The organism is Pantoea rwandensis (genome assembly GCF_000759475.1).
Taxonomy (GTDB): domain Bacteria; phylum Pseudomonadota; class Gammaproteobacteria; order Enterobacterales; family Enterobacteriaceae; genus Pantoea; species Pantoea rwandensis_B.
The window spans coordinates 602,878-627,156 of sequence record NZ_CP009454.1 but is presented as its reverse complement, the minus strand read 5'-3'; the positions used below and the strand labels follow the sequence as shown (position 1 = coordinate 627,156).

The window sequence follows — 24,279 nt, the reverse complement described above, 5'->3', positions numbered from 1 at the left end:
GCTACTCCTGCACCAAATGCAGCAGCGTGCTGAGTTCCTGATGAACTCGAGCCGGCTGAATATCAATGAGACTTTGGTGATAACCCTCTTCGGCATCACCTTTGCGTACTTTGTGATAGCCGGAGATTAAACGAATTACGCGCGCCTGATGAGACAGCGGTGGTGTGAAATCCGGGCTACTTGGGCCATACAAGGCGACCAAAGGACGGTTCAGTGCGGCGGCAATGTGCATCAACCCGGAATCATTACTGACGATAGCCGCACAATGTGCGATTAAGATTACCGCTTGTTCTAATTGCGTATCGCCGGCCAGATTTTTGCAGTGTACCCGCGCTGATTCCGATAACGTTTGAACGATAGTGTCACCGGTTTCGCGATCTTTCGCGGAACCGAACAACACCACCTGGTACCCTTCGCCAATCAGTTGTTCAGCAAGCGCAGCGTAATGATAGTGCGGCCAGCGTTTCGCTGGACCAAATTCGGCACCAGGGCAGAACCCTATAGCAGGACGATCGGCCGACAAAGAAAACTGCGCTGCCGTCATGCGCTTCTCGTCTTCATCGACACGCAACTGTGGCCACAGTAATGGCTGCGGCAACTGTTGAGCGGAGGCGATGGGTTTGTCGTAGCCCAGTGCAACATAGCGCTCCACCATCAGCGGAAACGCGGCTTTATCCAGCACACGCACATCGTTCAACACGCCATAGCGCATCTCACCGCGCCAGCCGACACGGCGCTTAATACCTGCAAAGAACGGCACCAGTGCTGATTTGAACGAATTCGGCAGCACATAAGCACGGTCATAACCGCTGGCCTGAAGGGATTTCCCTAAACGCCGCCTTTCACCCAGTGCCAAAGCACCATGGCCCAGTGGCATCGCCAGCGCTTGATTGACTTCCGGCATCCGTGACAGCAGTGGCCGACACCATGCCGGTGCCATCACATCAATGACCGCATCCGGGTGCTCAGCCTTGAGCGTGCGATAGAGACTTTGCGACATCATCATATCGCCGACCCAGGAAGGGCCAATGACCAGAATTTTCATCGCTGGTGCCGGTTTCCTTATGCTTTACGATTGAGCCAGGTCATGTATTCACCCACACCCTGAGCAACGGTTTTGAATGGCTTGTCATAACCCGCTGCGCGCAGATTGGTCAGGTCCGCCTGAGTGAATGCCTGATAGCGGCCTTTCAGTTTCTCAGGGAACGGGATGTATTCGATCTGGCCTTGCTGATGGAACTTCAGCACTGCATCGGCGACTTCCTGGAAGGACTCCGCACGGCCTGTACCACAGTTGTAGATGCCAGATACACCGTTTTCCCAGCACCACAGGTTTACCGCAACAACATCGTCAACATGGATGAAATCGCGGCGGAAATCGTCGCTACCTTCAAACAGCTTTGGATTTTCACCATTGCTGATCTGAGTATTGAGGTGGAAAGCCACACTCGCCATACCGCCTTTGTGACCTTCGCGTGGGCCGTAAACGTTGAAATAGCGGAACCCACACACTGGAGAATCGGCTTCCGGCATAATCTGACGCACGTAGTGGTCGAAGAGCATTTTCGAGTAGCCATAGACGTTCAGCGGCTGCTCGTACTGGCGCTCTTCAATGAAGTTTTCATTGCGGCCACCGTAAGTGGCCGCTGAAGAGGCGTAAAGGAAAGGAATTTCGCGTTCCAGGCAGAAATGCAGCAAGTCTTTCGAGTACTGATAGTTGTTATCCATCATGTACTTGCCATCCCACTCTGTGGTCGCCGAGCAGGCACCTTCATGGAATACCGCTTCGATTGGACCCAGATCTTCGCCGGACATGATGTAAGAGAGGAACTCTTCTTTGTCCATGTAGTCTGCGATATCCAGATCTGCGAGATTCACGAATTTGGTGCCATCTTTCAGATTATCCACCACCAGAATATCGGTAAGACCGCGATCGTTCAGCGCTTTAACAATGTTGCTGCCAATCATGCCAGCGCCACCGGTTACGATAATCATATGCTTTGCCTTTAAACAGTTGGGGTGAAACAGGAGGTTTCACGCACGAATGCCTAACATCATAACATTTCAGCCCGCGGCAGGCAGCCAGATGACTCCGTAACCGCTGCACAATTTGCATCCATCGCGTGAACTATGCTGCAAAACGAAGATTTCTCTGGCGGAAATGTCGGCACGATGCGTCCTGATCAGTAATATGTGCCAAAATTTTGCTATCTGAGGAGCAGAATCATGTCCAGTCAGTTTTATTCGCAAATCCGTCAACAGCTTGAGACAACACGTAGCGATGGATTGTTCAAACAAGAACGTACCATCACGTCGGCGCAGCAGGCTGAGATCCATGTCGCTAATAGTCCTCCGGTGATTAACTTCTGCGCCAACAACTATCTCGGTCTGGCGAATCACCCCGCACTTATTCAGGCCGCCAAAGAAGGCATGGATTCCCACGGCTTCGGCATGGCATCCGTGCGCTTTATCTGCGGCACACAAGATATCCATCAGCAGTTGGAACAAAAGCTGGCGGCCTTTCTCGGCATGGAAGATGCCATCCTATTTTCCTCTTGCTTCGATGCCAATGGCGGTCTGTTTGAAACACTGCTCAGTGCGGAAGATGCCATCATCTCTGATGCACTCAATCATGCCTCAATTATCGATGGCGTACGCCTGTGTAAAGCCCAGCGCTATCGCTATGCCAACAACGATATGTCTGAGTTACGTGCTCGGTTAGAGGAAGCGCGTGATAAAGGTACACGCCATATTCTGATCGCCACAGACGGTGTGTTCTCGATGGATGGCGTGATTGCCAATCTGCAAGGCATTTGCGATTTGGCCGACGAATTTGACGCATTGGTGATGATTGATGATTCCCATGCGGTCGGTTTTGTCGGTGCAACTGGGCGTGGCACCCATGAATACTGCGGCGTAATGGATCGCGTAGATATCCTGACTGGCACATTAGGCAAAGCGCTAGGTGGTGCTTCCGGTGGCTATGTGGCTGCGAAAAAAGAGGTGATTGAATGGCTACGCCAGCGTTCACGCCCTTACCTATTTTCCAACTCCCTGGCACCTACCATCGTCGCCGCCTCGCTGCGGGTGTTAGACCTGCTCAGTGAAGGCGATGGGTTACGCCAGCGCCTTTGGGATAACGCCCGATTCTTCCGCGAGAAGATGACCGCAGCCGGCTTTACGCTGGCGGGTGCTGACCACGCCATCATTCCGGTGATGCTTGGCGATGCAAAAGTGGCTCAGCAGTTTGCCAGCCTGCTGCAAAAAGAGGGCATCTACGTCACAGGCTTCTTTTATCCGGTGGTGCCGCAAGGTCAGGCACGCATCCGCACTCAGATATCTGCAGGTCATACGCAGGCACAACTGGAACATGCCGTTGCCGCCTTCACTCGCATTGGCCGACAGTTGGGCGTGATCGCAGGAGCAGAACGATGAAAGCATTGGCCAAACTCAAAGCCGAAGAAGGTATCTGGATGGTGAAGGATGCACCGATTCCGGAACCTGGTCACAACGACCTGCTGATTAAAATTCGTAAAACCGCAATTTGCGGCACCGATGTTCACATTTACAACTGGGATGATTGGTCGCGTAAAACCATTCCCGTTCCAATGATCACTGGCCATGAATATGTCGGCGAAGTCGTCGGTATGGGCGAAGAGGTAAGAGGCTTTGCCCTTGGCGATCGTGTGTCCGGCGAAGGTCATATCACCTGCGGTCACTGCCGAAATTGCCGCGCCGGTCGCACTCACTTGTGCCGCAATACCGTGGGTGTCGGCGTCAATCGTCAGGGCTGTTTTGCTGAGTATCTGGTCATCCCTGCATTTAACGCTTTCAAGATTCCCGACAATATCTCTGACGAGCTGGCAGCGATTTTCGATCCCTTTGGCAACGCCGTGCATACCGCGCTCTCGTTTGATCTGGTCGGCGAGGATGTGCTGATCTCTGGCGCTGGCCCCATTGGTATTATGGCTGCAGCGGTGTGCAAACATGTAGGCGCACGCAATGTGGTCATCACCGATATCAATGAATATCGCCTCGGTCTGGCACGCCAGATGGGTGTGACACGCGCCGTCAATGTGGCGCAGGAAAATCTGCGCGATGTGATGGCTGAGCTGGGTATGACCGAAGGTTTCGATGTCGGGCTGGAGATGTCTGGCGCGCCTCCCGCGTTTCGCACCCTGCTGGAGGTGATGAACCATGGTGGGCGAATCGCTCTACTGGGCATTCCGCCGGGCGAGATGGCGATCGATTGGAATCTGGTGATCTTCAAAGGACTGTTCATCAAAGGCATCTATGGCCGCGAGATGTTTGAAACCTGGTACAAAATGGCAGCGTTGATTCAATCCGGCCTCGATTTAACGCCTATCATCACACATCGCTACCACATCGATGAATTCCAGCAGGGATTTGACGAGATGCGATCCGGGCGTTCAGGAAAAGTGGTATTGAGCTGGGATTAAGGATTCACAGGGAGGCTTTTGGGCCTCCCATGGATTCACTTAATCAGCGCCAGATATTGCTGACAGATTGCCTCCGTATCAAATTCGGCAAAGGCATCCGCTGCTAACAACGGCGGGCGCTGATAAATGTCACACATTGCTGCTGCCAGCGATTCAGGATTGAGATCCGCCAGGCCGCGCGCTAAATCACCTTGCAACAGCCACATCGGGCCACCCGGACAACGCGTACTGACGACAGGCGTGCCACACAATACGGCTTCGATCAGCACATTACCAAAACCCTCGCTATCCGAACTGACGATCAACATTGTCGCCCGGCTGATCCATGCATAAGGGTTTTGTGTAAAGCCCTGGAAAATAACACGATCGGCAATCCCTAGCGCTTGTGCCTGGGCTTCTAAAGCGGCTTTACGCTGTGCCGATCCCTGCCCCAATAACACCAACGGCAATTGAATATTGCTTAATGCGTAAGCCTTTAACAGGCGGTCATGCCGTTTAGTTTGGTGGAAGCGCCCGACATGCACCAGAAAACCAGACTCAGGCACTTCAGCGGGCTCTGCTGCCAACTGCCGAATCAGTGCAATATCGAACGGATTGCCAATCACCGCTTCGCCTGTGAGCTTCACAGCAAAGGCCTCTTTCAAATCCTCCAGCACGGCGGGTGAAACGCCGACCACGTTACGCCCCTGATAAACCTGCTGGATTTTACGCGCCTTTAACCAGCGTGATAATCCGGTGCGATGCCCAAGATAGGAGGCTGAAAACACGCCATGCAGGCAGAACCAGGTTTTCTTCGCATCCAGCGCGCGACTTCGACGCACAATACGGTCGGTTTTGTGCAGATGAGACACCACAAGATCAAATTCACCTGCCGTTTTCTCCGCCTGTTGTATTGCTGCGTCCAGCAAACGGGCCCGACGACTCAGCTCGGTGAGTTTGCGCCAGGGTCGACGATTGGTGTCCAGAATGACCTGATAATCCACTCCCTGCGGCAAGGGGTATTCGCACACTTTTCGCAGGGAAAACAGTGATACACGGTGCCCCTGTGCCAGCATACCGGTGACCAGCGTCAGAACCACTTTTTCAGCGCCGCCGCCCGGCAATCCATCTATCACCATGAGTATGCGTTTTGACAAAATATTCTACCTGTCTGAATGAAATAACATGTGATTGCCTGCAGTCCTGGCCAGGATAGTAGCGCAGATCCTTCGTGCTTTTCGCCTGTTTCCTGCCCGGGCAAATAGTTTTGCGTCACTGAATGGCTCAGCGTAACATTGCGATTTTATTGGCTTCAGGCGGCGAACATGACCCGGCACGCGTTCCTTATTACCATTGACACTGAAGGCGACAACCTTTGGCGCAATCACCGTTCAATCACCACCGAAAATACCGGCTATCTGCCACGTTTTCAGGACCTGTGCGAGCGTTATGGTTTTAAACCCACCTGGCTGACCAACTATGAAATGGCGATGGATCCTGCTTTTGTGGAATTCGGTAAAGATGTCATCGCGCGCAAACAAGGTGAGATTGGCATGCATCTGCATGCATGGAACAGTCCGCCAGAAGCTCCACTCACCGATGATGACTGGCGTTGGCAGCCTTTCCTGGTCGAATACCCGGATACCGTGCTGCGCGATAAAGTCGTTTATATGACTGATCTGTTGGAAGAAAAGTTCCAGACCAAAATGCTGAGCCATCGTGCAGGGCGCTGGGCATTTGATGAACGCTATGCCGCCATTCTCACCGAATTAGGCTATCAGGTGGATTGTTCCGTTACCCCGCGCGTGAACTGGTCCTACACACGCGGCGCGCCACAGGGTAAAGGCGGCACTAACTATACAGATTTTCCGTTCAAACCTTATTTCATCGATCCGCAGGATATCTCACGCAGCGGCAACTCTTCACTGCTCGAAATCCCTATGAGTATTCAATACAAATACTCGCCTTTGATGAATACCTTCAAACAAAGTCTGTATCGACTTCGCGGCAAGCAAAAAAGCCCCGCCGTACATTGGCTGCGCCCGTCCGGCGGTAATCTTGCGGATATGCAACGTGTGGTCGAAATGTCGCTGGCAGAAGGCAATAATTACACGGAATTTATGCTGCACAGTTCTGAGTTCATGCCAGACGGCAGCCCAACGTTTAAAAACGAACGCGATATCGAACAACTTTATGCGGATTTAGAGGCGCTCTTTAGTTGGTTAGCGCCCCGTTTTGTTGGTCAGACCCTGTCTGAATACCACGACAGTTTTAGGCTACAGCAGCCTGCACGTTAAGTTTTTGCCACGCCTGCCAGACCGTTTCCAGTGCGATATCAGTGCATTCACCGGAATCGGTCTGCATAATCTGGTACTCACCCGACCATGGATGCCACAACGTCGCATTGGTATCGCCAAAGAACACAACCTGCTTTTTATGCAGCCCGGCGGCAAGATGCATCTGCCCCCCATCGCTACACAAAATTTGCTCGCAGCAATCAAAGCCTGCGATGACTTCCCGCACCGATGCGGTGGGATAGCGCGCTACGCGCGGTGAATTGACCAACTGCATCAACTCATCAGCACGTGCCGCATCGCCTTTGTCATGGACATCCAACGTGCCTTGAGGCGACCAAAACACCAGCACGCGCGCCTGCTCATCTTCCAGCAGCTTATTGATAAAAGCCGCATAACTGGCTATCGGCCAGCGACGCTTAGGGCTGCGGCTGCTGATGTGCACACCATATACCCTGCCCGGTGAGGCGAAGCTTTGTGCAACCCGCGCTTTCGCGGCTTCACGTTCTGCATCTGCGAGATAAAGATTCACAGATGGCACGGCAGGCAAGCTATCAGTCAATGCCGAGAGGTAAGAAAAGGTATGTTCGACCTGATGGCTGCCCTGAAAATCGCTTTTACGGAACGGATGATCCAGCTGAACGTCGGGCAAAGCAGCGCCAATAATATTGTGCGCGCCGGCCATATTCGCCAGGCGTAAGCTGTATTTGCACGGCACCGGATTAGCCAAAATCGTGGCATCAAAGCGCGTTTTACGCAGTGCCAGCATGATTTTTACGCGCTGCCAGTAAACACCGAGTGTGGTTTCGTTCTTACCGCGATGTTTGGCTTTTTTGTAGACATACAGACGGTCAACGTGAGGATTATGGCTCACCACATCCTGAGCAATCTTATTAACCAGTAGGGTGATTTTTGCGTCAGGAAAAGTGCGTTTCAAACCTTCCAGCAGTGGAGTGGTACACACCATATCGCCAATGTTATCGCGTCGGATAACAAGGATGTTTTTCATACTGATGCCCAGGGTAAAAAGGATTGATGCCAAACATTCCGGCCAGAACCGTTCCTAAAAGCGCAAAAATGCTAGCGAGCTAACTACTTTTGACCATTAATGTCCAAAAAGTTCTGAATTTCTTAGCAATAATTAACGTTAGAAAATCGTAAATAATTCATAAAACCATAAATAACAATGTCGCTTGATAATCCCGCACTTTCCATCATTACACCCATGTTCAACGCTGGCGCGATGTTCGAGACGTTTATGCAGTCTCTACTGATGCAATCGCTGATAAATCTCGAAATCATCATTGTCGATGATGGCTCCACTGATGGTTCCGGCGAACGGGCTGAGGCTTATGCGCGCCAGTATCCTCAGGTACGGGTCATTCACCAAGCCAATGGCGGCGTGTCGCGTGCGCGCAATGCCGGGCTCGCAATGGCGCGCGGGAAATACGTTACTTTCCCGGATGCCGATGACACCATGAACCCGGCGATGTATCAAACGCTGGTGGAGATGGCAGAACGGGATGATTTAGACGCCGCACAATGTAATGCAGAGTGGTTTTTCAAAGCCAGCCAAACAACCAAACCGCTCATCCCACTGGATCGCTTAACCAGCACAGCGGTGTTAAGTGGACCAGAATGGCTCAACAAAGCCTTGAAAACCCATCGATATATGCATGTTGTATGGCTAGGTATTTATCGCCGTGAACTGATTGAACAAAACAATCTCACTTTCGAACCGGGATTGCATCATCAGGATATTCCCTGGACCACAGAGTTCATGTTCAACGCCAAACGCGTGCGCTACACCGATCAAATGCTCTACCGCTACTACCTGCACGATGCCTCCATCAGCAACCGCAAACGCACCGGTCAACGAAATGTCGAGTATCAACGCCATTACCTGAAAATCGCGCAGATGCTGGAAGAGATCAATGCACGCTATCGCGATAAAGTTAAAATCTATCCCGCATTCCATTATCAAATTACGCGTGAAGCGCTCAGCGTCTGCCATTCCATTCGCCGTGAACCGGAAGAGAGCGCACGGCAGGCGATGATTGCGGATCTGTTTGCCACGCAAACCCATAAACGGATGCTGCGTAATGCACGCGGCGCGCGGCAGTGGTATCAACTGCTGTTATGGCTGAGTCGCATTTATCGCTGGCGTAACAAATAAGCGTCGCGGCTGGCTTTCGCCCTATAGGGGTTTGCCCTACAATCAGCTCACTGAAATTTGAGATCATTTGAGTATGGCAAGCCCGATTCCAGTCCAATTTGCACCGAAAAACATTCTGCTGATCAAGCTACGCCATCACGGCGATATGCTGCTGACCACGCCCGTTATCAATGCGCTCCGCCAACGCTATCCCCAGGCCAACATCGACGTCCTGTTGTACAAAGAGACGCGGCCGATGCTGGAAGCGCACCCCGCGATTCGCCAGTTGCACATCATTGACCGCAACTGGAAAAAAGAGGGCGGCTGGCAGAAGTTCCGCCACGAGATGGCTCTGCTTTCAGCTGTACGTGCCTGTCATTATGACCTGGTGATTAACCTCGCCGACCAGTGGCGTAGCGCGATTATCACGCGTTTTTCAGCTGCTCCGGTGCGTATTGGGTTTGCCTACGCCAAACGTGATCACGCCCTGTGGCGTTGGTGCCATACCTATCTGGTTTCGACAAAAACACATAATCAATTGCATACCGTCGAGCAGAATATGGCGGCGCTTGAGCCGCTAGGAATCAGCGCGGAAGGTGCAAAAGCCTCAATGCACTTTAGTGCGGCAGATAAACAGAAAGTGCAGGATGCATTGGCTCAGCAAAAGGTCAGCGGGCCGTTTATCGTGTTACAGCCGACATCGCGTTGGGTATTTAAATGCTGGGAAGATGAAAAGGTCGCGCAGCTGATTGATACGCTCGCGGCTGACGGCCATACCCTTGTTCTTACCGCTGCCCCAGACCAGAAAGAGCAAGCGATGATTGCCCACATTCAGTCGCTGTGCCACAGCCAGAATGTGGTTTCACTTGCTGGGCAGTTTTCATTGCCGCAACTGGCGGCATTGATTGATGCCGCGCAGCTATTTATCGGTGTGGATTCTGCCCCCATGCACATGGCCGCCGCACTCGATACGCCCTGTCTTGCGCTGTTTGGCCCCACCAAACTGCAACACTGGAGTCCGTGGGGTGAAAACAATCGCGTGATCTGGGCCGGTGATTATGCACCGCTGCCTTCGCCAGACGACATCGATACCAAAACAGAACAGCGCTATCTCTCAGCCATTCCGGTGGATGATGTGGTGGCCGCCGCCAGGAGTTTTTTGCATGACTAAGTTACGCCTGGCGATTGTCCGGCAGAAATATCGTCCGGATGGCGGTGCCGAGCGTTTCATCTCGCGGGCGCTGGAAGCACTGGACGGCGAACAGCTCGATCTGAATATCATCACACGTAGCTGGCAGGGCACACCCAATCCGGCCTGGCATCTGCACATCTGCAATCCCGCCAAATTTGGACGCGTATCGCGCGAACGCGGTTTTGCCCGCGCGGCACGTGCATGCTGGGAACGTGAAAAGTTCGATATCGTGCAGAGCCACGAACGCATTGCGGGCTGCGATATTTTTCGCGCCGGTGATGGCGTCCATCGCGTGTGGCTGGAACAACGTGCGCGTATTGTCTCACCCTGGCAGCGTTTGAGCGCCAGCCTGAGTCCTTATCATCGCTATGTTTTACAGGCTGAAGCAGAGATGTTCAATGCAGCATCTTTAAAAGCAGTAATCTGTAACTCTGAGATGGTGAAGCAAGATATTTTGCGTCATTTCACGCTAGATGCCAGCAAAATCCATGTCATTTACAACGCCATTGATAGCCAACGTTTCCAGCCAGCAACAGAAGCTCAGCGCTACGCCATGCGCCAGCAATTGACGCTGCCACAAGATGCCACGGTGATGATCTACGTGGGTTCAGGCTTTGAGCGCAAAGGCTTGAAAGCCGCCATCGAAGCACTCGCCCACAGCGATCGCTATCTGGTTGTGGTTGGCCAGGACAAGCAACTTTCACGCTATCAGCAGTTGGCTAACCAGCTTAATTGCCTCGATCGCTTGCGCTTTGTTGGCGTGCAGCAGGATGTGCAGCCCTATTATCACACCGCTGACGCCTTACTGTTGCCCACGCTTTATGATCCTTTTCCGAATGTGGTGCTGGAAGCGATGGCCTGCGGTTTGGCCGTGATTACCAGCACCGGCTGTGGCGGCGCAGAATTTATTCAAGCCGGCCAGGAAGGCTTCGTTTGTGATGCATTAGATATCAAGGCATTAAATGACGCCATTGTCGCCACACCTGCACTTTCGCAGAATTCTGCCATGGGTGAAGCCGCACGCCGCAGAATCGAACCTTTTGGTCCGCAGCGGCTGGCACAGTCGCTGACTTCACTCTATCAGCAGGTGCTGAAGGCCAGCTGACGAAGTGGTATGAGCAGGCGGTCAGTTTCTGATAACATGCCGCCTTTCATGTGTTTTTTGACGCGAATCTGTCGTAACGATAACTATGACAACTCTATACACAGCCCTGCTCTATTTAATACAGCCACTGATCTGGCTGCGCCTGTGGCTGCGCGGTCGAAAAGCACCGGCCTATCGTAAACGCTGGGCGGAACGTTACGGCTACTGCGCGGGCAAAGTTGAACCGCACGGTATCGTGCTGCATTCCGTTTCTGTGGGTGAGACGCTCGCTGCCGTGCCGCTGGTGCGCGCATTGCGCCATCGCTATCCCACACTGCCCATCACCGTGACCACCATGACGCCCACGGGCTCCGAACGCGCTCAGTCCGCGTTTGGTAAAGATGTGCATCATGTCTATCTGCCCTATGATTTGCCCGGTTCGATTAACCGTTTCCTCGACACCGTTGATCCTCGTCTGGTGATCATCATGGAGACTGAGTTGTGGCCGAACATCATCCGTATTCTGCACCAGCGCCAAATTCCGCTGGTCATTGCCAACGCCCGCCTGTCAGAGCGTTCGGCCAAAGGTTATAAAAAACTCGGTGGCTTTATGCGTGATTTGCTGCAGCGCATTACGCTGATAGCAGCGCAGAACAACGAGGATGCTGAGCGATTCCTCAGCCTCGGCCTTAAACGAACGCATCTCGCCGTCACCGGTAGCCTGAAGTTTGATATCTCTGTAACGCCAGAGCTGGCGGCCCGTGCGGTCACCCTGCGCCGTCAATGGGCATCGCGCCGCCCGGTGTGGATCGCAACCAGCACGCACGAAGGCGAAGAGACCATCATCCTTGATGCGCATCGTCGTCTGCTGCAGCAGTTCCCTGATCTGTTGCTAATTCTGGTGCCACGCCATCCTGAACGTTTTAAAGATGCCTGTGAACTGACGCAAAAGCGCGGTTTCAGTTTCACTCTGCGCAGCAGCGGTGAAATTCCGTCTGGCGCAACGCAGGTTGTGATTGGCGACACCATGGGTGAATTAATGCTGCTGTACGGCATCGCCGATATCGCCTTTGTTGGCGGCAGTCTGGTCGAACGCGGCGGTCATAATCCGCTGGAACCGGCCGCCCATGCCATTCCGGTGCTGATGGGTCCGCATATCTGGAACTTCAAAGATATCTGCGCCAAATTGCAGCAGGCAGAAGGCCTGATCACCGTCACCGACGTGGTTTCGCTGGAGAAACAGGTGGCCAACCTGCTGCAGGATGATGATTACCGCCGTTATTACGGTCGCCACGCTGTCGAAGTGCTGCATCAAAATCAGGGCGCATTGCAGCGTCTGCTACAGTTACTCGAACCACATTTGCCGCCACGAGCTCATTAACGCATGCCACAACGCCAACGTCTTTCCGTGGTGATGATCGCCAAAAACGAAGCTGAATTGCTGCCGGAGGCGCTGGCCTCAGTGAGCTGGGCAGATGAGATTGTGCTGCTGGATTCAGGCAGCCAGGATAACACCGTAGCAGTGGCCCGCGCGCACGGCGCGCAGGTGCATCAGGCTGAAGGCTGGGCGGGTTTCGGCAAGCAGCGCCAGCGTGCACAAGCTCATGCAAGCGGCGATATGATTCTGATGCTGGATGCCGATGAACGTGTCACACCCGAGTTACGCCGCGCGATTGAAAACGTACTGGAGCAGCCACCCTCCGCTACCGTTTATAGCCTGGGACGCAGCAATTTGTTTCTTGGCCGCTTTATGCGCCATAGTGGCTGGTATCCGGATCGCGTGATGCGCCTCTATCCTCGCGCACTCAATTACAATGACAATCTGGTGCACGAATCGCTGGAAACCCAGGGCGCATCGGTGGTGACGTTACCAGGCGATCTCCAGCATCTCACCTGCCGCGATTTGATCGCTTTCCAACGTAAACAGATGAATTATGCCGAAGCCTGGGCGCAAGAACGTTTTCAGCGAGGCAAGCGTTGTGGCATCTTCTCGATATTCAGCCACACGTTGGGCGCATTCCTTAAGACGTTGCTGCTGCGCGCTGGTTTCCTCGATGGTAAGCAGGGCTGGATCCTGGCCGTCGTGAACGCGCAATACACCTTTAACAAATACTCAGCGCTCTGGGCGCTGCATCACACCTCAACACAAGGTCGCGTATGAGCACCAAAGCGATTTATCCCGGCACGTTTGATCCCATCACGTTGGGCCATGTGGATATTGTGACGCGCGCGGCGCAAATGTTTGATCGCATCGTGGTTGCCATTGCCGCCAGCCCCAGCAAAAAGCCGCTGTTTACACTCGATGAGCGCGTAGATTTGGCACGGCAGGCTACTCAGCACTTAGCCAATGTTGAGGTTTTGGGTTTTAGCGATTTAATGGCGAACTTCGCCAAAGCGCAAAATGCCAATGTGCTGGTGCGGGGACTGCGTGCGGTATCAGATTTCGAATATGAGCTGCAACTGGCACAGATGAACCGTCATCTGCTTCCTTCACTGGAGAGTGTGTTTCTGATGCCGTCCGAAGGATTCTCGTTCGTGTCATCGTCGCTGGTGAAGGAAGTGGCGCGTCATAAAGGTGATGTGCAGGCATTTCTGCCTGCCGTGGTGCATCAGGCATTGCTGGCAAAACTGGCGCAGTCCTGATTAATGCTGGCAGCGAGGGCACCAGAAGGTGCTGCGCTGGCCGTGTTTGCCGCTGACGATTGGCGTACCGCAGGCTCGGCAGGGTTCGCCCGTTCGGCCATAGACCTGCAATTCCTGAGCAAAGTAGCCAGGCTTTCCATCCGTTTGCAGGAAATCACGTAGCGTGGTACCGCCCTGCTCAATCGAACGCAGCAATACGGCCTTGATTGTCGCCACCATCAACTCCGCTTCATCACGACTCAAACTCATCGCTGGTCGATCGGGTAAGATCCCGGCGGTAAACAGTGATTCGCTGGCGTAAATGTTGCCCACGCCGACCACCACTTTGTTATCCATCAGCCACTGTTTAATGACCGTGCGCTTTCCACGCGACTTCTCAAACAGATAAGCACCATCGAATTCGCTGCTGAGCGGCTCAGGACCGAGATGTGCCAGTACACTGCTGCCTTCCAGATCTGGAGTCCACAACCACGCACCAAAACGGCGTGGATCGGTATAACGTAGCACCTTGCCGTTGCTCATCACCAAATCGACGTGATCGTGTTTTGCGGCGGGTTGCTCACCAGGAAGGACTCGAAGGCTGCCAGACATGCCGAGGTGAATGATAATCCAGCCGTGTGGCAGTTCCAGCAGCAGGTATTTTGCGCGCCGTTGCACGCTCAGCACCGGCTGGTCACTTAGCGCATGGATTTCGTGCGAGACCGGCCAGCGCAGGCGTGAATTACGCACAACCGCATGCAAAATGGTCGCGCCTACCATATGTGGCTCAATACCACGTCGGCTGGTTTCTACCTCTGGTAATTCAGGCATGTCCTCTCCTCAACAAACCGCAGAAACAAAAAACCCGGCCGAAGCCGGGTTTTTCGCAAGAACACTAAAATTACTTAATTTTAGCTTCTTTGTAGATCACGTGCTGACGTACAACCGGATCGAACTTTTTCAGTTCCAGTTTCTCTGGTTTAGTACGTTTGTTCTTCGTGGTGGTATAGAAGTGACCTGTACCAGCAGAGGAAACCAGCTTGATCTTCTCACGAATACCTTTAGCCATGATTCAGTTCCTTAGTACTTAGTACTTCTCACCACGGGCGCGGATTTCGGTCAGAACCGTATCAATGCCCTTTTTATCAATAACACGCATACCTTTAGCAGATACACGCAGAGTAACGAAGCGCTTTTCGCTCTCAACCCAGAAACGGTGAGAGTGCAGGTTCGGCAGGAAACGGCGTTTCGTCGCGTTCATTGCGTGGGAACGGTTGTTACCCGTCACCGGACGCTTTCCAGTTACCTGGCAGACTCGTGACATTTCTATTCTCCAAAAATCAAATCAGCTCGAGCTTTAAAAACTAGGTTTTGGCCGCCTCGTCAGGCCTTAGCCCGCCCAGGCGAGTTCCATGTGAACCCGCTAAGCTGGCCCAAACGCCAAACCCGAGATTCTCAAAGGTGGCGTAGTATACGCCGCTCAGCCCGAGTGCTCAAGTCCCGAACAAATAAAGATCCCGATGGATCGCGTGAAAATGCATCATTTCTGCTCAATCGGGCGGATGTTTTACAGCCATCCGCGTTCTGCGAAAGAGGTAAACTCGCCATGACCGATCACCAAATGATCCAGTAAGCGAATATTCAGCAGCGCGCAAGCCTGCCCGACTTTAACGGTGATATCGCGATCGGCACGGCTCGGTTCAGCAACGCCAGAGGGATGATTATGCGCCAGAATCACGGCGGCCGCGTTGAGTTTTAACGCTTCACGCACAATTTCACGTGGATGGACTTCAACACTGGCAATACTGCCGCTGAACATTTTTTGCGCCTGCAGAACCCGATGCTGATTATCCAAAAACAGCGCCATAAAAACTTCTCGCTCCTGATGCGCCAGCACACTTTGCAGGTAATGCCTTGTCACCTGTGGATTCTCCATCACATTTTCTCGCGCCAGCTGACTGGCGAAAAAACGTCGCCCCAGTTCAGCAACCGCATGCAGTTGAGTAATTTTGGCCGTGCCTACGCCTTTAATCACGCTCAGTTCTGTTTCATTTGCCGTCATGATGCGATATAGCGAGCCAAACTCGTTAAGCATTTGTCGCGCCAGTACCATCACCGGGATACCGTGGCTGCCGGTGCGCAAAAAAATCGCCAGCAGTTCTGCATCGCTCAATGATTCTGCGCCTGTGATGGCCAGTTTTTCTCGTGGGGCCAGTTCCGTCATGACATTCTCCTTCCTGGGTCAGGGCGATTGTGCGTATTTGCCAGGAGGCATACCAGCAAACCGGTCGCGATTTCAGAGCCATCTCGCAAAGGGCGCAGGCCGTGAAAAGGCGGTCGATGGATTTTGTGATAAAGTTGCCTGCATCTGCCGCATCACAGCGGCAATCCGTTTTGAGTTGAGGCAAAGAACATGACGGGATTAGCCGGAAAAAAAATTCTGCTCGGCGTCAGCGGCGGTATTGCTGCTTATAAAACACCCGAGTTGGTTCGTCGTCTGCGCGATCGTGGCGCAGAGGTGCGTGTCATGATGACTGATGCAGCGAAAGCCTTTATCACCCCGCTCAGCTTACAAGCCGTTTCCGGATATCCGGTGCTGGATGATTTACTCGACCCTGCTGCTGAAGCCGCGATGGGCCATATCGAGCTGGCGAAATGGGCTGATCTGATTGTACTGGCCCCCGCGACCGCCGATTTGATCGCACGCATCACGGCAGGGATGGCTAACGATTTGGTGACCACCGCCTGCATCGCCAGCGCAGCACCTCTGGCGATCGTGCCGGCCATGAACCAACAGATGTACCGCGCGCCGATCACCCAGGAAAATCTTCAGCGTCTCAATCAGCGAGGCGTTCTGATTTGGGGGCCAGACAGCGGCAGCCAGGCCTGCGGCGATGTGGGCCCCGGCCGCATGCTTGATCCGCTGGCAATTGTCGCCCATGCGCTGGAATGGGCCGCGCCCGTCAACGATCTGCAACATCTCAACATTATGATCACCGCCGGTCCAACCCGTGAGGCGCTGGACCCGGTTCGTTACATTAGCAATCACAGCTCCGGTAAAATGGGGTTCGCCATTGCCGCCGCAGCAGCAAAACGTGGCGCAACGGTGACACTGGTGGCGGGCCCGGTCACACTGCCCACGCCCGCTGGCGTCACGCGCGTTGATGTGGGGAGTGCACTGGAAATGGAAGCGGCGGTGATGGCGCAAATCAGCCAACAACATATTTTCATTGCCAGCGCTGCCGTGGCAGACTACCGGGCGGCAAACATTGCCGCAGAGAAAATCAAAAAACAGGGTGGCGATGATAACGTCACGCTGCAGTTGGTGAAGAACCCGGATATTGTCGCAGGCGTAGCGGCATTGCAGAAACATCGCCCTTATGTGGTGGGATTTGCTGCCGAAACCCAGAATGTGGAAGAATACGCGCGGCAAAAACGGGTGCGAAAAAATCTGGACCTAATCTGCGCGAACGATGTGGCGCAGGCAGGACAGGGATTCAATAGCGACACCAATGCTCTTCACCTTTTTTGGCAGGAAGGAGAGAAAGTCTTACCGCTCAGTGATAAGACGCTCCTTGGCCAACAATTAATAGACGAGATTGTCAGCCGTTATGATGAAAAAAATCGACGTTAAAATTCTGGATGCGCGCGTGGGTAACGAATTCCCACTGCCAACTTATGCCACCTCGGGTTCTGCGGGTCTCGATCTGCGTGCTTGCCTTGATGGTGCACTGGAGATCTCCCCAGGCATGACCACGCTGGTGCCAACCGGTCTGGCAATTCACATTGCTGACCCTGCGCTGGCCGCTGTGATTTTGCCCCGCTCAGGTCTGGGCCATAAGCATGGGATCGTGCTGGGCAACCTGGTGGGCTTAATCGACTCCGATTATCAGGGCCAATTGATGGTCTCCGTCTGGAACCGTGGTCAGGATAGCTTTACGCTGCAGCCTGGCGACCGTTTGGCACAACTGGTCTTTGTGCCTGTGGTACAAGCCGAATTCAACCTGGTGGAAGATTTTGACACCAGCGATCGCGGCGCCGGCGGTTTCGGCCACTCTGGTCGTCAGTAACACGCGACACTTTTCGCAAGCCATCTTTTTATCTCTCGTCGCCACGGGCCAAACCGCTTGTGGCTGACGAGGCAGTATTGCCTGTTTTTGGTGAATTTCAGGGGTCTTGAAGGTCATGGCAGAAAAAAAAGCCGCGAAACGGAATCGTCGCGAAGAGATTTTGCAGGCGCTAGCGCAAATGCTGGAGTCGGGCGATGGCAGTCAGCGAATCACCACCGCCAAGCTGGCAGCCAATGTAGGCGTTTCGGAAGCGGCACTCTACCGTCACTTCCCGAGCAAAACGCGTATGTTCGACAGCCTGATCGAGTTTATTGAAGACAGTCTGATTACCCGCATCAATCTAATCCTGAAAGATGAGAAAGAAACACACGCACGACTGCGTTTAATCGTGCAGCTGATTCTGGGATTTGGTGAGCGTAATCCGGGGCTGACGCGCATTTTGACCGGCCATGCGCTGATGTTTGAACAGGATCGTCTGCAAGGGCGCATCAACCAATTGTTCGAACGCATCGAGGTGCAACTGCGTCAGGTGATGCGCGAGAAGAAAATGCGTGACGGTGAAGGTTTCCAGACCGATGAAACACTGCTGGCGAGCCAATTACTGGCGTTCTGCGAAGGATTGCTTTCCCGCTATGTGCGTTCTGAATTCCGCTATCGTCCAACAGCTGATTTTGAGAGCCGCTGGCCACTGATTGCGGCACAGTTAGTGTAGCGATTCATCAGGCGCGCCCATGATTGGGTACGCGATAAAGCACCGTGGTTCATCATCCGGTCGCCAGCGATGGCGACCGTGATAAAGCCGCGATGTTAAATACCGTACTCTTTACGATACGCCCGCACTTTCGCCAGATGGTCTGCCATTTCCGGCTTCTCTTCCAGATAATCAATCAGTTCCGCGAGCGTAATGATCGCCGTGACCTTGCACTGATAGTCACGTTCCACTTCCTGAATGGCGGAGATATCACCACGGCCGCGCTCCTGGCGATCCAGCGAAATCATGACGCCCGCCAATGTGGCATTGTGCGCGCTGATGATATCCATTGATTCACGAATGGCGGTACCCGCGGTGATCACATCATCCACCAGCATCACCTTACCCTGCAGCGGGCTACCGACCAGCAAGCCGCCTTCACCGTGGTCTTTGGCTTCTTTACGATTGAAGCAGTAAGGCACATCGCGATCATGATGATCGGCCAGTGCGACGGCCGTGGTGGTGGCAATCGGAATCCCTTTGTAGGCCGGGCCAAACAGCAGATCAAAGTCAACGCCGCCATCCACCAGCGCCTGCGCATAGAAACGTCCCAGCAGCGCTAAGTCACGGCCGGTATTGAATAAACCGGCATTAAAGAAGTACGGGCTTTTACGACCCGATTTCAGGGTGAACTCACCAAACTTCAGCACCCCTTTGTTCAGGGCGAATTCAATAAACTGACGCTGCCAGGCTTTCATTTCTCACTCCTCAAATAAAGAAAAGGCGACTCTATGGTCGCCTGTTATATCAATTTGTTAGCGCTGCTTTTTGCGCCTGAATCAACTGCTCAATGCCGCCTCGCGCCAGCGCCAGTAGCTGCAGTAATTCCTCATGGCTGAACGGCTCGCCTTCGGCGGTGCCCTGCACTTCAATCATGCGGCCATCTTCAGTCATGACGACGTTCATATCGGTTTCAGCCGCAGAATCTTCCACGTACTCCAGATCGCACAGCGCTTCACCGCCAACGATACCGACCGAAATTGCCGCCACCATGCCTTTTAACGGGCTGGCTTTTAACTTGCCCGCCGCAACCAGCGCATTCAACGCATCGGCTAACGCGACGCATGCACCGGTAATCGACGCCGTACGCGTGCCACCGTCGGCCTGAATCACGTCGCAGTCCAGTGTGATGGTGAACTCGCCCAGCGCATCCAAATCCACCGCGGCACGCAGCGAGCGAGCAATCAGACGTTGAATCTCCAGCGTACGGCCACCTTGCTTACCTTTGGCCGCTTCGCGCGCCATACGGCTGTGGGTGGAACGCGGCAACATGCCATATTCCGCAGTGACCCAGCCCTGACCTTTGCCTTTGAGGAAACGTGGCACACCCTCTTCAACGGTGGCGGTGCACAGCACTTTGGTTTCACCGAACTCAACCAGCACGGATCCTTCTGCATGTTTGGTGTAGTGACGAGTGAGGGTGACGGGACGCACTTCAGATGCGTTACGGCCTGCTGGACGCATGGTTTCTCTCCGGCTTACTTAGGTTTGGCTGCGCATTATACGGACTTCGTGCGCGGCTGTCCTGCCTACATGCGTCACTTTTCCCGGATGAAATTTCGCCTCAGCTGTGGCTAAATGCGCCCTTTCCTCTCATAAAAAGACAAATGATGACAGCAATACTCCATTTCCTGCTGGCGCTGGTGGTGATCTTTGCCCTTGCGCTTTTGGTCAGCCATGACCGCAAACTGATTCGCCCGCGCTTTATTATTCAATTGCTGGTGGTTGAAGCGGCACTGGGTTGGTTCTTCCTGCATTCTGCGGGCGGCCAGTCTGTGGTGACCGCTGTCGGCGGCTTCTTTGAAACCTTATTGACCTTTGCTGCACAAGGTACCGATTTTGTGTTCGGCAATATGGCGAAACAGGGACTGGCGTTTATTTTCCTCGGCGTGCTCTGTCCGATTGTGTTCATCTCCGCCCTGATCGGCATCTTGCAGCACTGGCGTATTCTGCCGTTGTTGATTCGTCTGGTCGGTACCCTGCTGTCGAAGGTGAACGGGATGGGCAAACTCGAATCATTCAATGCCGTGAGTACGCTGATTCTGGGTCAATCGGAGAACTTCATCGCCTATAAAGGTATCCTCGGCGATATCTCCGCACCGCGCATGTACACCATGGCCGCGACCGCGATGTCGACGGTGTCGCTATCGATTGTCGGTGCTTACATGTCGATGATTGATGCAAAATATGTGGTTGCCGCACTGCTACTGAATATGTTCAGTACCTTTATTATTCTGTCGATCATCAATCCGACACGCCCGGAAAATGAAGAACACATTGCACTGGATAAGCTGCACGAGGATCAGAGCTTCTTTGAGATGCTGGGCGAGTACATTCTGGCAGGTTTTAAAGTGGCGATGATTATTCTGGCGATGTTGATTGGTTTTATCGCCCTGATCGCCGCCATTAACGCTCTGTTTGCCGCGGTATTTGGCTACAGCTTCCAGCAACTGCTTGGCTATGTCTTCTATCCGTTTGCGTGGTTGATTGGCATTCCTTCTGCCGAAGCCCTGCAAGCGGCAAGCATCATGGCGACCAAACTGGTGGCCAATGAATTTGTGGCCATGATTGAGCTGAAGAAAGTCGCTGCGGAAATGTCACCGCGCGGTCTCGGCATTCTGTCCGTGTTTTTAGTGTCATTTGCTAACTTTGCCTCAATTGGCATCGTGGCGGGAGCGATTAAAGGACTGAATGAGCGCCAGGGCAATGTGGTATCGCGCTTTGGCTGGAAGCTGGTTTATGGTTCCACGCTAGTGAGCCTGCTGTCAGCCGCGTTTGCAGGATTGTTCATTTAATCACAGCGGAGCGGCCAGTTAGCCGCTCTTTACTGGGCCGCGCCCATCAAAGCGGCTCTGTTCTGCTTTAGAACGCGACACACACCAGTGAATCGACACGCATCACCGACTCCTGATCGAAGCGCTTTTTATAAATGTCGCGCAGCGCATTGATGCTGTCAGAACTTGCACGGTCCGGCTGATGTATCAGCATTAACGCTTTGCTGTTTTCACGCGCCAGCTTTCCACCCTCTCCCAGCCACTGGCCTTTACCGTCATACACTGAAAGCCCGTCTTTGAATCGTGGTGTGACATCATTATCAACAAATTGCTGCCATTCGCTGCTGCTGATAACGCCGCCTTTCGGCTTGTTCATCCCGAACCACAGGGTGGTTTGCATCATGATGTCCCCTGAGCCGCACACAGCAACAGGAGCGGTATTCGGTGGGATCTGTTCAGGAGGTGCAGCGGTTGTCTGGCATCCGGCCAGAAAGAAGACGAACGCCAACGGCATCGCCAATTTATTCAGCATCATAGCCTCAGACTGTTTAGGTATCACACAGGACATCATAGGGTGTGAAAGGTGGATACGTCATCCTTTTCACCGAAAGTTGCGCGCTGCGTTAGCTCATTGCGCTTATGCCTATCATGGTTTGGCTGCCATCACTATAATGCGAGGAACATTCCTGAAAATGAGTACAAGCTTATGATCCGCAGCATGACCGCTTACGCCCGCCGCGAAGCAAAAGGCCACTGGGGCAGCGCAGCCTGGGAAATCCGTTCGGTAAACCAACGCTATCTGGAAACCTACATCCGTCTGCCGGAACAATTTCGTAGCCTGGAGCCGGTGATTCGCGAGCGAATCCGTAATCGCCTGACGCGCGGTAAAATCGAGTGCAACCTGCGCTTTGATGCCGACCCCAGTGCGCAAGGTGAGCTGCAACTGAATGAGGCGTTGGCGAAACAGCTGGTGCGTTCCGCCAACTGGGTGAAGATGCAGACCGATGAAGGCGCGATCAATCCGCTGGATATTCTGCGCTGGCCAGGCGTGATGTCAGCTCAGGAACAGGATCTGGATGCTATCAATACCGAACTGCTGACCGCACTCGACGGCGCACTGGATGACTTCATCATTGCTCGTGAAAGCGAAGGCACTGCGCTCAAAACCCTGATTGAGCAGCGTTTAGAAGGCGTGTCGCTGGAAGTCAGCAAAGTCCGTGCGCAGATGCCGGATGTGGTGAAGTGGCAGCGTGAACGTCTGGTCAGTAAACTGAAAGAAGCGGAAGTGCAGCTGGAAAATACGCGCCTTGAGCAAGAACTCGTCATGATGGCGCAGCGCATTGATGTAGCGGAAGAGCTGGATCGTCTGGATGCGCACGTCAAAGAGACCTATAACATCCTGAAGAAGAAAGAAGCGGTTGGCCGCCGTCTCGACTTTATGATGCAAGAGTTCAACCGTGAGTCGAACACACTGGCCTCTAAGTCGATCAATGCCGATATCACGGCGTCAGCTATCGAGCTGAAGGTGTTGATTGAACAGATGCGCGAGCAGATTCAAAATATTGAGTAATACTGCCTGACAGCGATCAAGCCCCTTAACAGGGGGCTTGAGTGTTGAGTTGCTTCTTAACTTACATGTTCTTTGGCACAAAATGAGCAAATATATAGGACTAATTTTAAAAATAGTGTGTAACAGAATAAGGTGCGCTTACAATAAGCGCATTTCTCATTGACTGTAGTTACTCGAAATTATGCAAAACCGTCTCACCATTAAAGATATCGCCCGTCTTAGCGGAGTAGGTAAATCTACCGTTTCGCGCGTAATCAATAATGAAGAGGGTGTCAGTGAGTCGACCCGCCTAAAAGTTCTTAAAGTCGTTCAGGATCAGAATTTCAGCCCTTCAAAATCGGCCCGATCCATGCGGGGAGGGAGCGATAAGATCGTCGCAATAATTGTTTCACGATTGGACTCCCCCTCAGAAAACCAATCTGTACGCGCCATGCTTCCTATGCTTTATCAGCAAGGCTATGACCCGATTGTGCTTGAGAGCCAATTCTGTACTGACCGGGTTGCTGAACATCTGCAGGTACTGGAGAGGCGCAACATTGACGGTCTGATTCTCTTCGGCTTTTCCGGATTAGATATCAGCATGTTTACGCAGTGGCACCACAAAATGGTCATGGTTGCACGTTCGATGCCGGGAATATCCTCCGTAGAATATGACAATGCTGGCGCTGTCGAGCTGTTAATGGAACAGCTCATTAAAAGAAAAATTAAGAATATCAGCTATATTGGAGTTGAAGCAGAGGACGCAACCACCGGTCAGCAACGTTCCGAAGCCTATATAAACCAGTGCCGTGAACACGGTTTAGACGTGTCGATAGCCTTAGGCAATCTGAGCCATCAAAGCGGATTTGATTTAACCTCCCAGGTGCTAAAACCGGACACTCAAGCGGTGATTTGTGCTACAGACACCATTGCATTAGGCGTGCATAAGTACCTACAATTACAGGGTATCAGCGCTATTCAAGTGTGCTGCGTTGGAAGTCATCCTCTGTTAAATTTTCTTTTTCCAAACACCCTATCTGTACAACCGGGTTATCGAGATAGCGGAGAAGTGGCGGTTAAACAACTCATCTCTCAGCTTTTGGGCAACTCCCCCCCCCTTCAGCATGTGATTTCTGCGACGCTAGGTTTACCTGAGTAACGCCACTTTCATTGCAATGCCACTGTGATCACAAACACAAACTTGGGAACGTTCCCAAAAAGTTTGTGAATAACAGCACATTAATGGGAACGTTCCCAGACTTAACCATTTTTGTTTGTGTATTGTCTGCGCCAGAGGGTTAGAAAGGAGACATGCCTTTTTAGCCGTGATTAAACTCTAGAGCTAAAGG

26 protein-coding genes are annotated in these 24,279 nt (G+C 53.0%); 15 read left to right on the top strand and 11 right to left on the bottom strand.

The features are described 5' to 3' along the window. Position 1 precedes the first annotated feature (1 nt). Complete coding sequence (rfaF, locus tag LH22_RS02765) at positions 2–1,045, bottom strand: ADP-heptose--LPS heptosyltransferase RfaF (protein WP_038644061.1); 1,044 nt, start codon at positions 1,043–1,045, stop codon at positions 2–4. A gap of 17 nt (positions 1,046–1,062) precedes the next feature. Continuing rightward, on the bottom strand, positions 1,063–1,995 hold the full coding sequence (gene rfaD, locus LH22_RS02760) for an ADP-glyceromanno-heptose 6-epimerase (RefSeq protein ID WP_038644059.1): 933 nt from the start codon (positions 1,993–1,995) through the stop codon (positions 1,063–1,065). Between the two features lie 231 nt (positions 1,996–2,226). Between rfaD and LH22_RS02755 the strand changes: the two genes are divergently transcribed. Together LH22_RS02755 and tdh are read left to right on the top strand one after the other, a co-directional pair. Next, positions 2,227–3,435 (top strand): glycine C-acetyltransferase, encoded by a 1,209-nt coding sequence (locus tag LH22_RS02755; RefSeq protein ID WP_038644058.1) that lies wholly within the window; start codon positions 2,227–2,229, stop codon positions 3,433–3,435. Next, a complete protein-coding gene (gene tdh / locus LH22_RS02750; protein ID WP_038644056.1) occupies positions 3,432–4,460 on the top strand; it encodes an L-threonine 3-dehydrogenase in 1,029 nt (342 codons plus the stop codon). Before LH22_RS02755 ends, tdh begins: the two co-directional genes overlap by 4 nt. 35 nt (positions 4,461–4,495) lie before the next feature. Here the strand turns inward: tdh and LH22_RS02745 are convergent, their stop codons facing one another. Then, complete coding sequence (locus tag LH22_RS02745; RefSeq protein WP_038644055.1) at positions 4,496–5,578, bottom strand: glycosyltransferase; 1,083 nt, start codon at positions 5,576–5,578, stop codon at positions 4,496–4,498. A 186-nt stretch (positions 5,579–5,764) separates the two neighbouring features. Here LH22_RS02745 and LH22_RS02740 point away from each other — a divergent pair, with 186 nt between their 5' ends. Then, positions 5,765–6,736 carry a deacetylase gene (locus tag LH22_RS02740; RefSeq protein ID WP_038644053.1) on the top strand — a complete coding sequence of 324 codons (972 nt, stop codon included), beginning with the start codon at positions 5,765–5,767 and terminating at the stop codon, positions 6,734–6,736. Here LH22_RS02740 and LH22_RS02735 read toward each other — a convergent pair. Then, positions 6,711–7,742, bottom strand: a complete 1,032-nt coding sequence (locus LH22_RS02735; RefSeq protein WP_038644052.1) for a glycosyltransferase family 9 protein — start codon at positions 7,740–7,742, stop codon at positions 6,711–6,713. The genes LH22_RS02740 and LH22_RS02735 overlap by 26 nt on opposite strands. A gap of 177 nt (positions 7,743–7,919) precedes the next feature. On the opposite strand from LH22_RS02735, the gene LH22_RS02730 reads away from it, so the two are divergent. The 6 genes from LH22_RS02730 to coaD all read left to right on the top strand — a co-directional run bounded on the left by LH22_RS02730 (position 7,920) and on the right by coaD (position 13,807). Further along, positions 7,920–8,909, top strand: a complete 990-nt coding sequence (locus LH22_RS02730; RefSeq protein WP_071845579.1) for a glycosyltransferase — start codon at positions 7,920–7,922, stop codon at positions 8,907–8,909. A gap of 73 nt (positions 8,910–8,982) precedes the next feature. Beyond that, on the top strand, positions 8,983–10,059 hold the full coding sequence (gene rfaQ / locus LH22_RS02725; protein WP_038644048.1) for a putative lipopolysaccharide heptosyltransferase III: 1,077 nt from the start codon (positions 8,983–8,985) through the stop codon (positions 10,057–10,059). Then, positions 10,052–11,185, top strand: a complete 1,134-nt coding sequence (locus tag LH22_RS02720) for a glycosyltransferase family 4 protein (RefSeq protein ID WP_038644047.1) — start codon at positions 10,052–10,054, stop codon at positions 11,183–11,185. Before rfaQ ends, LH22_RS02720 begins: the two co-directional genes overlap by 8 nt. An 85-nt stretch (positions 11,186–11,270) precedes the next feature. Then, a complete protein-coding gene (waaA, locus tag LH22_RS02715; protein ID WP_038644046.1) occupies positions 11,271–12,545 on the top strand; it encodes a lipid IV(A) 3-deoxy-D-manno-octulosonic acid transferase in 1,275 nt (424 codons plus the stop codon). 3 nt (positions 12,546–12,548) lie between these two features. Further along, positions 12,549–13,325 (top strand): glycosyltransferase family 2 protein, encoded by a 777-nt coding sequence (locus LH22_RS02710; protein WP_038644044.1) that lies wholly within the window; start codon positions 12,549–12,551, stop codon positions 13,323–13,325. Further along, positions 13,322–13,807, top strand: coding sequence for a pantetheine-phosphate adenylyltransferase (gene coaD, locus LH22_RS02705; RefSeq protein WP_038644042.1), 486 nt, complete (start codon positions 13,322–13,324; stop codon positions 13,805–13,807). The genes LH22_RS02710 and coaD overlap by 4 nt, the downstream gene beginning before the upstream one ends. On the opposite strand, the gene mutM is transcribed toward coaD, so the two are convergent. The 4 genes from mutM to radC form a co-directional block, all read right to left on the bottom strand. Then, positions 13,808–14,617 carry a bifunctional DNA-formamidopyrimidine glycosylase/DNA-(apurinic or apyrimidinic site) lyase gene (mutM, locus tag LH22_RS02700; RefSeq protein ID WP_038644041.1) on the bottom strand — a complete coding sequence of 270 codons (810 nt, stop codon included), beginning with the start codon at positions 14,615–14,617 and terminating at the stop codon, positions 13,808–13,810. It lies immediately after the preceding gene. A gap of 70 nt (positions 14,618–14,687) precedes the next feature. Next, a complete protein-coding gene (rpmG, locus tag LH22_RS02695; protein ID WP_001051798.1) occupies positions 14,688–14,855 on the bottom strand; it encodes a 50S ribosomal protein L33 in 168 nt (55 codons plus the stop codon). An 18-nt stretch (positions 14,856–14,873) separates the two neighbouring features. After that, a complete protein-coding gene (rpmB, locus tag LH22_RS02690) occupies positions 14,874–15,110 on the bottom strand; it encodes a 50S ribosomal protein L28 (RefSeq protein ID WP_007885297.1) in 237 nt (78 codons plus the stop codon). A 243-nt stretch (positions 15,111–15,353) separates the two neighbouring features. Next, entirely contained in the window at positions 15,354–16,010 is a 657-nt protein-coding gene (gene radC / locus LH22_RS02685; protein WP_038644038.1) for a RadC family protein, read from the bottom strand. Between the two features lie 189 nt (positions 16,011–16,199). Between radC and coaBC the strand changes: the two genes are divergently transcribed. The 3 genes from coaBC (at position 16,200) to slmA (ending at position 18,568) form a co-directional block, all read left to right on the top strand. Continuing rightward, positions 16,200–17,420 carry a bifunctional phosphopantothenoylcysteine decarboxylase/phosphopantothenate--cysteine ligase CoaBC gene (gene coaBC / locus LH22_RS02680; protein WP_038644036.1) on the top strand — a complete coding sequence of 407 codons (1,221 nt, stop codon included), beginning with the start codon at positions 16,200–16,202 and terminating at the stop codon, positions 17,418–17,420. Beyond that, entirely contained in the window at positions 17,398–17,856 is a 459-nt protein-coding gene (gene dut / locus LH22_RS02675) for a dUTP diphosphatase (protein WP_034823835.1), read from the top strand. Before coaBC ends, dut begins: the two co-directional genes overlap by 23 nt. Positions 17,857–17,971: 115 nt before the next feature. After that, on the top strand, positions 17,972–18,568 hold the full coding sequence (gene slmA, locus LH22_RS02670; protein WP_038644034.1) for a nucleoid occlusion factor SlmA: 597 nt from the start codon (positions 17,972–17,974) through the stop codon (positions 18,566–18,568). Between the two features lie 95 nt (positions 18,569–18,663). Here the strand turns inward: slmA and pyrE are convergent, their stop codons facing one another. Beyond that, the gene (pyrE, locus tag LH22_RS02665; RefSeq protein WP_034823839.1) at positions 18,664–19,305 is read right to left on the bottom strand and encodes an orotate phosphoribosyltransferase; all 642 of its coding nucleotides are present in this window, start codon (positions 19,303–19,305) and stop codon (positions 18,664–18,666) included. A gap of 49 nt (positions 19,306–19,354) precedes the next feature. Next, positions 19,355–20,071, bottom strand: coding sequence for a ribonuclease PH (gene rph, locus LH22_RS02660; RefSeq protein ID WP_034823841.1), 717 nt, complete (start codon positions 20,069–20,071; stop codon positions 19,355–19,357). Between the two features lie 146 nt (positions 20,072–20,217). On the opposite strand from rph, the gene LH22_RS02655 reads away from it, so the two are divergent. Next, positions 20,218–21,402 carry a NupC/NupG family nucleoside CNT transporter gene (locus LH22_RS02655; protein WP_038649789.1) on the top strand — a complete coding sequence of 395 codons (1,185 nt, stop codon included), beginning with the start codon at positions 20,218–20,220 and terminating at the stop codon, positions 21,400–21,402. A gap of 67 nt (positions 21,403–21,469) precedes the next feature. Here LH22_RS02655 and LH22_RS02650 read toward each other — a convergent pair whose 3' ends face one another. Continuing rightward, a complete protein-coding gene (locus LH22_RS02650) occupies positions 21,470–21,913 on the bottom strand; it encodes a DUF3574 domain-containing protein (protein WP_038649786.1) in 444 nt (147 codons plus the stop codon). Positions 21,914–22,087: 174 nt separating this feature from the next. On the opposite strand from LH22_RS02650, the gene LH22_RS02645 reads away from it, so the two are divergent. Together LH22_RS02645 and treR are read left to right on the top strand one after the other, a co-directional pair. Further along, a complete protein-coding gene (locus LH22_RS02645) occupies positions 22,088–22,951 on the top strand; it encodes a YicC/YloC family endoribonuclease (RefSeq protein ID WP_038644032.1) in 864 nt (287 codons plus the stop codon). A 181-nt stretch (positions 22,952–23,132) separates the two neighbouring features. After that, complete coding sequence (gene treR / locus LH22_RS02640) at positions 23,133–24,089, top strand: trehalose operon repressor TreR (protein ID WP_038644031.1); 957 nt, start codon at positions 23,133–23,135, stop codon at positions 24,087–24,089. The last annotated feature ends 190 nt before the right edge of the window (positions 24,090–24,279 follow it).

Bases quoted from the DNA above. Each gene is read 5' to 3' on its own strand.
- rfaF (WP_038644061.1), bottom strand. From the start codon at position 1,045: ATGAAAATTCTGGTCATTGGCCCTTCCTGGGTCGGCGATATGATGATG.
- rfaD (WP_038644059.1), bottom strand. From the start codon at position 1,995: ATGATTATCGTAACCGGTGGCGCTGGCATGATTGGCAGCAACATTGTT.
- LH22_RS02755 (WP_038644058.1), top strand. From the start codon at position 2,227: ATGTCCAGTCAGTTTTATTCGCAAATCCGTCAACAGCTTGAGACAACA.
- tdh (WP_038644056.1), top strand. From the start codon at position 3,432: ATGAAAGCATTGGCCAAACTCAAAGCCGAAGAAGGTATCTGGATGGTG.
- LH22_RS02745 (WP_038644055.1), bottom strand. From the start codon at position 5,578: ATGGTGATAGATGGATTGCCGGGCGGCGGCGCTGAAAAAGTGGTTCTG.
- LH22_RS02740 (WP_038644053.1), top strand. From the start codon at position 5,765: ATGACCCGGCACGCGTTCCTTATTACCATTGACACTGAAGGCGACAAC.
- LH22_RS02735 (WP_038644052.1), bottom strand. From the start codon at position 7,742: ATGAAAAACATCCTTGTTATCCGACGCGATAACATTGGCGATATGGTG.
- LH22_RS02730 (WP_071845579.1), top strand. From the start codon at position 7,920: ATGTCGCTTGATAATCCCGCACTTTCCATCATTACACCCATGTTCAAC.
- rfaQ (WP_038644048.1), top strand. From the start codon at position 8,983: ATGGCAAGCCCGATTCCAGTCCAATTTGCACCGAAAAACATTCTGCTG.
- LH22_RS02720 (WP_038644047.1), top strand. From the start codon at position 10,052: ATGACTAAGTTACGCCTGGCGATTGTCCGGCAGAAATATCGTCCGGAT.
- waaA (WP_038644046.1), top strand. From the start codon at position 11,271: ATGACAACTCTATACACAGCCCTGCTCTATTTAATACAGCCACTGATC.
- LH22_RS02710 (WP_038644044.1), top strand. From the start codon at position 12,549: ATGCCACAACGCCAACGTCTTTCCGTGGTGATGATCGCCAAAAACGAA.
- coaD (WP_038644042.1), top strand. From the start codon at position 13,322: ATGAGCACCAAAGCGATTTATCCCGGCACGTTTGATCCCATCACGTTG.
- mutM (WP_038644041.1), bottom strand. From the start codon at position 14,617: ATGCCTGAATTACCAGAGGTAGAAACCAGCCGACGTGGTATTGAGCCA.
- rpmG (WP_001051798.1), bottom strand. From the start codon at position 14,855: ATGGCTAAAGGTATTCGTGAGAAGATCAAGCTGGTTTCCTCTGCTGGT.
- rpmB (WP_007885297.1), bottom strand. From the start codon at position 15,110: ATGTCACGAGTCTGCCAGGTAACTGGAAAGCGTCCGGTGACGGGTAAC.
- radC (WP_038644038.1), bottom strand. From the start codon at position 16,010: ATGACGGAACTGGCCCCACGAGAAAAACTGGCCATCACAGGCGCAGAA.
- coaBC (WP_038644036.1), top strand. From the start codon at position 16,200: ATGACGGGATTAGCCGGAAAAAAAATTCTGCTCGGCGTCAGCGGCGGT.
- dut (WP_034823835.1), top strand. From the start codon at position 17,398: ATGATGAAAAAAATCGACGTTAAAATTCTGGATGCGCGCGTGGGTAAC.
- slmA (WP_038644034.1), top strand. From the start codon at position 17,972: ATGGCAGAAAAAAAAGCCGCGAAACGGAATCGTCGCGAAGAGATTTTG.
- pyrE (WP_034823839.1), bottom strand. From the start codon at position 19,305: ATGAAAGCCTGGCAGCGTCAGTTTATTGAATTCGCCCTGAACAAAGGG.
- rph (WP_034823841.1), bottom strand. From the start codon at position 20,071: ATGCGTCCAGCAGGCCGTAACGCATCTGAAGTGCGTCCCGTCACCCTC.
- LH22_RS02655 (WP_038649789.1), top strand. From the start codon at position 20,218: ATGACAGCAATACTCCATTTCCTGCTGGCGCTGGTGGTGATCTTTGCC.
- LH22_RS02650 (WP_038649786.1), bottom strand. From the start codon at position 21,913: ATGCTGAATAAATTGGCGATGCCGTTGGCGTTCGTCTTCTTTCTGGCC.
- LH22_RS02645 (WP_038644032.1), top strand. From the start codon at position 22,088: ATGATCCGCAGCATGACCGCTTACGCCCGCCGCGAAGCAAAAGGCCAC.
- treR (WP_038644031.1), top strand. From the start codon at position 23,133: ATGCAAAACCGTCTCACCATTAAAGATATCGCCCGTCTTAGCGGAGTA.